The 9,353-nt window shown below is 44.1% G+C and carries 9 protein-coding genes; all 9 read left to right on the top strand.

Annotated elements, in window-relative coordinates:
• Positions 1-52: 52 nt before the first annotated feature.
• From A2517_RS05545 to fliG, 9 genes are read left to right on the top strand one after another with little or no spacing between them, the layout of a single operon-like run.
• Positions 53-589 (top strand): 50S ribosomal protein L25/general stress protein Ctc, encoded by a 537-nt coding sequence (locus A2517_RS05545; RefSeq protein WP_294894957.1) that lies wholly within the window; start codon positions 53-55, stop codon positions 587-589.
• A 2-nt stretch (positions 590-591) separates the two neighbouring features.
• The gene (gene pth / locus A2517_RS05540; protein ID WP_294894955.1) at positions 592-1,140 is read left to right on the top strand and encodes an aminoacyl-tRNA hydrolase; all 549 of its coding nucleotides are present in this window, start codon (positions 592-594) and stop codon (positions 1,138-1,140) included.
• A 56-nt stretch (positions 1,141-1,196) separates the two neighbouring features.
• Complete coding sequence (locus tag A2517_RS05535; RefSeq protein ID WP_294894953.1) at positions 1,197-2,291, top strand: LptF/LptG family permease; 1,095 nt, start codon at positions 1,197-1,199, stop codon at positions 2,289-2,291.
• A 16-nt stretch (positions 2,292-2,307) separates the two neighbouring features.
• Positions 2,308-3,510, top strand: coding sequence for a diaminopimelate decarboxylase (gene lysA / locus A2517_RS05530; RefSeq protein WP_294894950.1), 1,203 nt, complete (start codon positions 2,308-2,310; stop codon positions 3,508-3,510).
• A gap of 8 nt (positions 3,511-3,518) precedes the next feature.
• Positions 3,519-4,298, top strand: a complete 780-nt coding sequence (locus A2517_RS05525) for an HAD-IIA family hydrolase (protein WP_294894948.1) — start codon at positions 3,519-3,521, stop codon at positions 4,296-4,298.
• Positions 4,295-5,377 (top strand): prephenate dehydratase, encoded by a 1,083-nt coding sequence (gene pheA, locus A2517_RS05520; protein WP_294894945.1) that lies wholly within the window; start codon positions 4,295-4,297, stop codon positions 5,375-5,377. The genes A2517_RS05525 and pheA overlap by 4 nt, the downstream gene beginning before the upstream one ends.
• Positions 5,374-6,468, top strand: coding sequence for a histidinol-phosphate transaminase (hisC, locus tag A2517_RS05515; protein WP_294894943.1), 1,095 nt, complete (start codon positions 5,374-5,376; stop codon positions 6,466-6,468). Before pheA ends, hisC begins: the two co-directional genes overlap by 4 nt.
• A gap of 11 nt (positions 6,469-6,479) precedes the next feature.
• A complete protein-coding gene (gene fliF, locus A2517_RS05510; protein ID WP_294894941.1) occupies positions 6,480-8,198 on the top strand; it encodes a flagellar basal-body MS-ring/collar protein FliF in 1,719 nt (572 codons plus the stop codon).
• Between the two features lie 9 nt (positions 8,199-8,207).
• Positions 8,208-9,233 carry a flagellar motor switch protein FliG gene (gene fliG / locus A2517_RS05505; protein ID WP_294894939.1) on the top strand — a complete coding sequence of 342 codons (1,026 nt, stop codon included), beginning with the start codon at positions 8,208-8,210 and terminating at the stop codon, positions 9,231-9,233.
• Positions 9,234-9,353: the final 120 nt, after the last annotated feature.

Genomic DNA, 9,353 nt, shown 5'->3' with positions numbered 1-9,353 from the left:
AATAAGCTATATTTAAGTATAATTCGCCTCATTTTATTTTAAGGACATGATTATGTTAGAAGGCATTGTAAGAGAGAGTATTGGCAAAGCTGCTACAAAAGCGTATCGCCGTGATGGTTATCTTATTGCTAACATCTACGGAAAAGGGCTTGAAAACGTTCATGCCGCGTTCAAAATGAACGATTTTATCCGTACAGTGCGCAACAAAGAGACCGTAGCATTCGCTGTAAGCGTAGCGGGTAAAGAGATGAACCTTGTTGTTCAAGGGTATGAGTCTCATCCGGTTTCAGGCAACTTGTTGCACGTTGATTTGATGGTTGCACAACCTGGTGTTGTAACTCACTATCATGTTCCGGTTGTTACTGTTGGAACACCGATCGGTTTGAAAAACAAAGGGATGTTATTCGTTGCTAAAAAACGTCTTCGCGTTAAAGCGGCAATCGAAAACTTGCCAAACAACGTCACTGTTGATGTTGCTCCTTTGGATTTAGGTGATTCCGTATTGGTTCGTGATCTTCCACGTGTTGAAAACGTAACGTTTACCGATTCAGACCGCGTATCGGTTCTTAGTATCATCAAAGCGAAATAAGGATGCTGATCGTCGGACTGGGAAACCCCGGCTCGGCGTATGCATCAACCCGTCATAACATCGGGTTCATGGTGATTGACGAGCTTTGTCGTCGCCACAGTGTCGTGAACGTTTCAAAGAGCTCCTTCGAAGGGGAGTTGTTTAAAATGGGTCAACACTTTCTCCTCAAACCGCTCACATTTATGAACCTCTCCGGTCGCTCTATTCTTGCCGTTAAAAATTTTTACAAAATTGATGAGGTCATTGTCATCCATGATGATTTGGATTTACCGTTTGGGGCATTGCGCTTTAAAAGCGGCGGCGGACACGGAGGACATAACGGACTAAAATCGACAGATGCCGCAATCGGAGCCGAGTATATCCGCGTACGTATGGGAATCGGAAAGCCTGAACACAAATCGCAAGTAGCCGATTATGTACTGCACCCCTTTAGCGCAGAAGAACAATCCAAACTTAGAGAGTGGATCGGTGTAACTGCTGATGCCGTTGAAATGCTTCTTGAAAAGAGCTGCACGGATGTAGCTTCAAAATGCTCCTTGAAGGGGCTTTGAAAATTTTGCAGGTTTTATTGGATACAATAAACTTCAATTTTTATATTTAGGCTCCTATGCTCGCATTTACAACTTTATCGTTACTTTATCTACGTTATTTTTCGATTGTTCTGATCGCATTGAGCAGTTTTATGGTCGGATTCGATTTGATGGATAATGCCTCAGAACTCCCGAACTCAGCCAATCTAGTCTTAATTTACATCATGTACAAATATTTTTATGCGATCGATATGATGCTTCCTATTTCGCTTATTTTTGCGATTATTGCCTCATTGGTTGAATTGGTACGCTCCAATGCCTTGGCGGCATATTACGCATTGGGATATTCTAAAACCCGTATAATGGCCCCTTTTTTAGGCGTTGCGAGTCTTTTGATTGTCATCTACATTGCACTTCATGCGACTAATTTTGCCCGCTCAAATGAGTTTGCCAATAATCTGCGGGAAACCTCTCAATTTATCCGCCCTACCAGTAATCTTTTTTTCACCCATGAGGGGAGTTATATCTATTTCGGCAATCTCTACCCTCTAAGTAAAAAAGCGGAGGATATTCGTGTTTTTAGATTCGAAGAAGGGACATTAAAAGAGGCATTGAGTGCTAATGAAGCAGTTTATGATGATGATAACAGATACTGGAATATTAAAAAAGCCCACTTAATACGTCCTCCCGAGGGGTTTGATCTGAAGGCTTTAGGGATTACAACGGAAGATAAGGAAAATCTCAAAGTACTTCGTGATTTTAAACCCAAAATTTTGGATCAGGTGTATGAGGGAAAAGCCAACTTTACCATCGGTGATGGATTAGATGCCCTTGAACTCTTGGAAAATCAAAACGTTGATGTCGCTAAAATCAAAAGTGCGATGTATCGTATTTTTGTTACCCCTTGGTTTGCCCCTATTTTGATGGTCCTCTTTTTCACCTATGCACCGGTAAGTGCACGATTTTTAAATCTCTCCTTTTTTAGCTTCGGAGCTATTTTGGTAACCCTGATTGTCTGGGGAGTCCTTTTTATGCTGGGAGAACTCTCAAATAACAAAACGCTCACCCCTGAAATGGGGATTATCGCCCCAATTATTTTCTTGTGTTGTGTCATGCTCTGGCGGCTTGGAAATCCCCTAAGGAGAGTTAGGGTAAAATCGCGACAAAACTAATCAATGAGGATTTAGTGTGATCGATTTTAAAGCTCTGGCACAAACGTACGGAACACCATTGTACGTGTATGATTTTGATGCGATGCGTGCTCAATTTGAATCATTAAAAGAGGCTTTTCGCGGCCGTAAATCAATTTTAGCCTATGCGGTTAAAGCAAATTCAAATCTAAGTGTTGTCAAACATTTTGCACAGATGGGTTCGGGTGCCGATTGTGTCTCAATCGGGGAAGTACGCCGTGCGTTGATGGCGGGTGTTCCGAAATACCGTATCCTTTTCAGCGGTGTCGGTAAACGTGATGATGAGATTCGCGAAGCGATTGAGTCGGATATCCTCTACATCAACGTCGAGAGCGAAGCGGAACTCGGACGTGTCGAGATGATTGCACGTGAATTGAATGCCAAAGCCCGTATCAGTATCCGCGTCAATCCGAATATCGATCCGAAAACTCACCCGTACATTTCGACGGGACTTCATGACAACAAATTCGGCGTTGAGATCGTTGCGGCAAAACGGATGTATATCCAAGCAAAAAACTCTGATTATCTTGATCCTGTAGGGATCCATTTCCATATCGGAAGCCAGTTGACCGAGTTAGAGCCGATTTATGAAGCGGCGGTGATTGTAGCCGATTTGCTCCGCTCCCTTCAAGCGATCGATATTGAGTTGAAATTCTTTGATATCGGGGGTGGATTGGGTGTCCGTTACGATAATGAGACGACCATTGCACCGTATGATTATGCACAGGCGATCCTCTCCGCACTCAAAGGGATCGATGTGACGATCATTTGCGAACCGGGACGTTTTTTGACGGCCAATGCGGGATATTTTTTGACGAAAGTCTTGTACGAGAAAAACAACGGAGCAAAACGTTTCGTGATGGTGGACGGAGCGATGAACGATCTTATCCGACCGAGTTTGTACAAAGCGTATCACCGTATCGAGGCGTTGGATAAAACGGGTAATGAAAGCGTTGCGGATGTCGTTGGTCCTGTTTGTGAGAGCGGTGACTTTTTAGCCAAAAATTATTCTCTTCCTCCAATGGAACATAACGATCTCCTTGTTGTTCACAGCGCCGGAGCGTATGGTTTCGGAATGGGGAGTAACTACAATACACGCGGACGTTCTGCCGAGATTGCGGTAGAAGCGGGTGAAGAACGTCTTATTCGACGCCGTGAAACGTATGAAGATGTAATCGCCTTAGAGCGTGAGTACCTCTAGGACTCGTGATGTATTTCATTGATGTGCAGGGGACGTTGATCGAAGATAATACCAAACTCCCGACCCGTGGAGCGGTTGCTTTTATCGACTATCTTAATGACCGTCAAATCCCCTATATGGTCATTACTAACAGTACGAAAAATCCGAGTGATGAGTTTTTAGGGTATTTGAATTCGATCGGTTTGAATATTCCCCAAAGTCATTATCTTGATCCGCTGATGTTGTTGGAGCGCCATATTGATAAAACTAAAAAAGTTGCCGCATATGGATCGGAGCCCTTTTTAGAGGTTGTTCGGTCAATGGGGTACTCTCTTGAGTATACATCCCCCGATGTCGTTTTAGTCGCCATTAAAGAGAATTTTACCCCCGATGAATACGCTCAAATGATTGAGTTTCTCCTCGGCGGTTCACAGCTTATCGGTATGCATGAAACAACCCTTTACGTCAAAAATCATAAACGCTATCCCGGTGTCGGGGCAATTTTAAAAATGTTGGAATTTGCGACATCGACTCCCTATACGGTGGTCGGGAAACCAAGTATCCCATTTTTCGAAGAGGCATTGTCTCGCCTCGGTACGCAAAAAACGGGTGCAGCGTTTTGTGACGTCACTATCATTAGCGATGATGTAAAAGGGGATCTCATTGGAGCTCAGAAAATGGGGATGAAAGGGGTGTTTGTTCTCAGCGGAAAATATCGCAATGCCGATGAAATTATCCCCTCTTTGGAACCTCACGAGCGTCCGGCAGAAATTTATGCCGATATGCAAGCAATATTGGAGCATTTATGAATACTTTAGAAGAGTGCAGAGCACGAATTGATGAAATAGATAACGAAGTGGTCACCTTACTGAACCGTCGTATGGAGGTCGTTCGCCGTGTCGGTGAGATCAAGCATGAGAGTAACAGTGCCATCTACCGTCCGGAACGGGAAAAAGCGATTATTGACCGTTTGACCCGTATCAGTGAAGAGCAGGGGGGACTGCTCAATTCTCAAGCGATTGAAGCGGTATTTTTAGAGATTTTTGCCGTTGCCCGTAATCTGGAACTCCCTGAGCGAATTGCTTATCTGGGACCTGAGGGGAGTTTTACCCATCAGGCGGCAGAGTCACGTTTTGGTGCTATGAGCGATTATCTCTCCCTCGGTTCCATCGAAGCGGTATTTAAAACCCTCGAAGCAGGGCGTGCAAAATTCGGCGTCGTTCCGATTGAAAACTCACGCGATGGTGTCGTGGGCGAAACACTTGATCTGTTGGGTAAAAGCAGCGTTAAAATCGTCGCTGAACTTTATATGCCGATTCATATGGCGTTTGCCACCAAAGCGGAACAAATTCACCATATCAAGAGAATCTATTCCAAAGACAAAGGGTTCGGTCAGTGCAGAGAGTTCTTGGCCGAACACGGTTTGGACTCTATAGAGCATATTCCGGTCGAATCAACGGCAAAAGCGGCTATCTTAGCCAGTAAGGATCCTGAAGCTGCGGCGATATGTTCTCACATTGCGGCGAAACTCTACGGCGTTCCGACATTGTTTGAAAATATCGAGGATACCCAAAACAATGCTACTCGATTTTTTATTCTCAGTGATTTTAAAAACGGCATCAGCGGAGACGATAAAACATCTATTTTGGTTCGTCTAAAAGATGCTCAAAAATCAGGAGCATTGGTCCATTTTCTTGAAGATTTCAACAATGCCGATATAAATCTCAGTAAGATTGAAAGCCGTCCTTCGCGGGATAAAGACGGTTTCGGATATTGGTTTTTTATCGACTTCTTCGGCCATATCGATGAAGAGAGCGTTCAAATATTAATGCAAAAACACAATGAAGAAGTGACATGGCTGGGAAGCTATGTAAAGGGAGAGTTATGAAATTTAATGAAGCATTAGAGTCTATTAAAACCTATGAAGCGGGTAAGCCGATCGAATTGGTCGTGCGTGAATACGGAATCGATAAAGATTCGATTGTAAAACTTGCCAGTAACGAAAATCCGTTCGGATGTTCCCCTAAAGTCAAAGATGCGGTTCGCGCTATCATCGATAATATGGCTCTTTATCCTGATGATTCGATGGTGAAGCTAAAAACCGCTTTGTCAGGTAAATACGAGATAAAAGGGAATGAACTCATTATCGGTGCGGGGAGCGATCAGGTAATCGAATTCGCGATTCACGCCAAAGCTCATAGCGGTTCAAAGGTTCTTGTGAACAGTGTCACCTTTGCCATGTATGAGATTTATGCCAAACAAGTGGGGGCTGAGATTATACGCACGGCATCACGTGAACACAAGATGGATGAGTTTTACACCCTTTATTGTGAACATAAACCCTCTATCATTTTCCTCTGTACTCCTAATAATCCCACAGGGGATGGACTCCTCGCGCAGGAAATGGTTGATTTTATCGCTAAAGTGGACAGCGATACACTCGTCATTGTGGATGGTGCCTATATGGAATACGCCCGTTTTAAAAATCCCGACTATGCGGTGGAGCCGAAAGATTTGATTGCGAAGTTTGATAACGTTCTTTTTCTCGGGACATTTTCGAAAGCGTACGGATTAGGGGGGATGCGAGTGGGATACGGAATTGCACAAGCACCTATCATTGAAGCCCTTTATAAAGTTCGCCCGCCGTTTAATATTACGACACTCTCTCTTGAAGCGGCATCGGTTGCATTGGATGATGAGGCTTTCGTTCAAGAGTGTATTCGTGATAATTTTAACGAGATGGCTCGATATGAAGAATTTGCACGCTCTAAGGGGATCGATGTGATTGATAGTTATACCAATTTCGTCACATTATCGCTTCCTGAAGAAAAAAATTCATCAAAAATTGCGCAAGAACTCTTAAAAAAGGGTATGATTGTACGTGATTTAAGCAGTTACGGATTGAACGCTATTCGTGTTACAATCGGAACCCGAGTGCAAAACGATCGATTTTTTGAACTCACTGATTCTTTATTATAAAATAGGTAAAAATGGATTTTAAGACCCTTTTCGCGCAACTTGTTGTTTTTTTCGGAAAGCTGACCCAAGCACAGAGAGCCATTATTGGCGCAGCAGTTGCAGGGATAATAGCTTTTTTGATTTTTTTGGTTGTTTATTCTTCTGAAGGATCAAAAAACGATAACGGAGGGTATCAGGTTCTCTTCGATCAACTGAGCTCTGAAGATGCGGCAAAAGTGATAGAGCAGCTCGAAAAAGATCAAATTCCTTACCGAATTCCTCGTGAAAATGTGATTGAAGTCCCTAAAGAAGTAGTCTATAAAGAGCGTATTACTATAGCCTCTATGGGAATCCCTAAAGAGGGGCATGTCGGATTTGAACTTTTTGATAAACAAGAGTTCGGTGCTACGAATTTCGATCAAGAGGTAAAATTTCGACGAGCGTTAGAGGGGGAGTTGGCTCGCTCTATTGACTCTCTTTCTCCGGTTGAAAAATCGAATGTCTCTCTTGCCCTCCCTAAAGAGACACTGTTTGTCGCGGAAGAAGTTCCCCCTTCCGCATCGGTTATGGTGCAACTTTATCCCGATCGAAAATTGACCCCTAAACAGATTCGGGGGATTAAAAAACTTGTTGCCGCTGCCGTTCCGAAGTTGACTCCCGAGAATGTAGCATTGATCGATTCCGAGGGTGAAACACTCGGAGATAACGATGCCGCTAGCGCTATGGGTGAACTCTCCGCGATACAGCAAATGTATAAAACCAAAGAAGAGAAGAAACAAGAAGAGAAGATTATCAATGTTCTTGCTCCCTTTATCGGAGGGAAAGATCGCGTCGTTGCCAAAGTGACCATCGAGTATGATTTTTCAGAACAAAGTTCAACATCGGAAAAATACGATCCTGAAAATGTGGTGCGCAGTGAGCAGTCTTCCGAAGAAAAACGTGACGGAGCAACCCCTCCTCAAGTGGGCGGAGTTCCGGGTGCAGTCAGCAATATCGGTCCTGTAGAAGGGCTTGCGGGGAGCGGCGGTGAAAAATTTGAAAAAACGACCGGAACCACGAATTACGAAGTTTCGAAAACAGTTTCGACAACCAAAATGGAATTTGCCCGTATTAAGCGGATGACGGCCGCCGTTGTTGTGGACGGCAAGTACGAAGCAAAAAAAGATCCTGCCGGAGAGGCGACCGAAGAGATCGAGTATATTGCACTGGATGAGACACAAATTCAGGCAATCGATGCATTGGTCAAGCAATCCATCGGTGTGGATGAGCAGCGAGGAGATCAGGTAACGGTTCGTAATTTTGAATTTCAAGCCTCTAAAGACGGATTACAGCCTAAAGATGCCGCCTCTAAAACATCTGATTTCATCGCAACGTATATTACGCCGTTTGCCCCTATATTCAAGTATCTTTTGGTCGCACTTATTTTGTTTATTGCGTACAAAAAAATCATTATCCCGTTTGCGGAACGTATGCTTGAATTCAGTCGTGATGAAGAAGAATTTGAAAAACCGAATCTTGAAATTGCCGATGATGAAGATGAAGATTTAGCGGAAAAAGTACAACTCATGCGTAAAAAAGTGGAAAACCAACTGGGGCTTGGGGAGAATTTCAACGAGGATGAGCTTAAATACGATGTGTTATTGGAAAAAGTTCGTGAAATCGCGGAGGATCATCCGGAAGAGATAGCCTCGTTGATTCAGGCACTAATCGATGAAGAATCGATACCTGCAGACAGCCCACATAAGCGATAGGAGGGATACATGACGTTGACACAGTCTCAGCAAGCTAATTTTGATGAAATGAGTATGTCTCAAAAGATTGCTATTTTGTTGGTGCAGCTGGGTGAAGATGTCACCGCCACTATCTTTTCTCGGATGAATGTCGAGGCGATTACCGAAGTTTCAAAATACATTGCGAATAACCGCTCTATCGAAAAAAATATCGGTGCGGCTGTTTTAGAAGAGTTTTATGCCATTATCCAATCCAACCAATACCTCAATACCGGCGGTATGGATTATGCCCGTGAGATTCTCTACAAAGCGCTAGGACCGGAAGAAGCGAAAAAGGTATTGGAGCGTCTGAGCAAAACGATGCAGGGTGCCCAGAACTTTTCGTATTTGTCTAAAATCAAACCGCAGCAGCTTGCCGACTTTATTATGAATGAGCATCCTCAAACCGTTGCGTTGATTTTAGCGCATATGGACCCTTCCGCCGCTGCGGAGACCCTTTATATCTTCCCTGATGATCTGCGTGCCGAAGTGGCCATGCGTATGGCAAAACTCGGGGATATTTCACCGTCGATCATTAAACGGGTCAGTGCCGTTCTCGAATCCAAACTCGAATCACTCGCAAGCTACAAAGTCGAAGTGGGCGGACCGCGCGCCGTGGCCGATGTCTTCAACCGCCTTGGTGCGAAAGCTTCCAAAGCAACCCTCACTCAAATCGAACAGCTCGATCAGGAACTGGCGGCATCGATCAAAGAGATGATGTTTACCTTCGAAGATATGGTTGATCTTGACGGTAACAGTATCCGTGAAATTCTCAAAGCGGTGGATAAAAACGATCTTATGCTGGCACTCAAAAATGCGGCGGAAGAGCTTAAAGAGAAATTCTATGCCAATATGTCTCAGCGTGCCAAAGATGCTTTTGTCGAGGAGCTTCAATTCTTGGGTGCCGTTAAGATGAAAGAGGTAGAGAGTGCTCAGCGTAAAATCGTTGATGCGGTTCAGGCATTGGCAGAGCAAGGGATCTTGCAGCTCGGTGAATCTGAAGAGATGGTGGAGTAGACAGAATGGATGTGGTAATTCAGCACAATTCTGCAGGGGCACACACCATTAGTAAATACCAATTTAAAATTCTCTCATCGCTTTCTGGTTTGAGTGTCGGAGAGGCCAGCCAAGAGATCG

The organism is Sulfuricurvum sp. RIFOXYD12_FULL_44_77 (assembly GCF_001830725.1).
GTDB lineage: Bacteria > Campylobacterota > Campylobacteria > Campylobacterales > Sulfurimonadaceae > Sulfuricurvum > Sulfuricurvum kujiense_A.
This window is presented reverse-complemented; position numbering and strand designations above follow the sequence as displayed.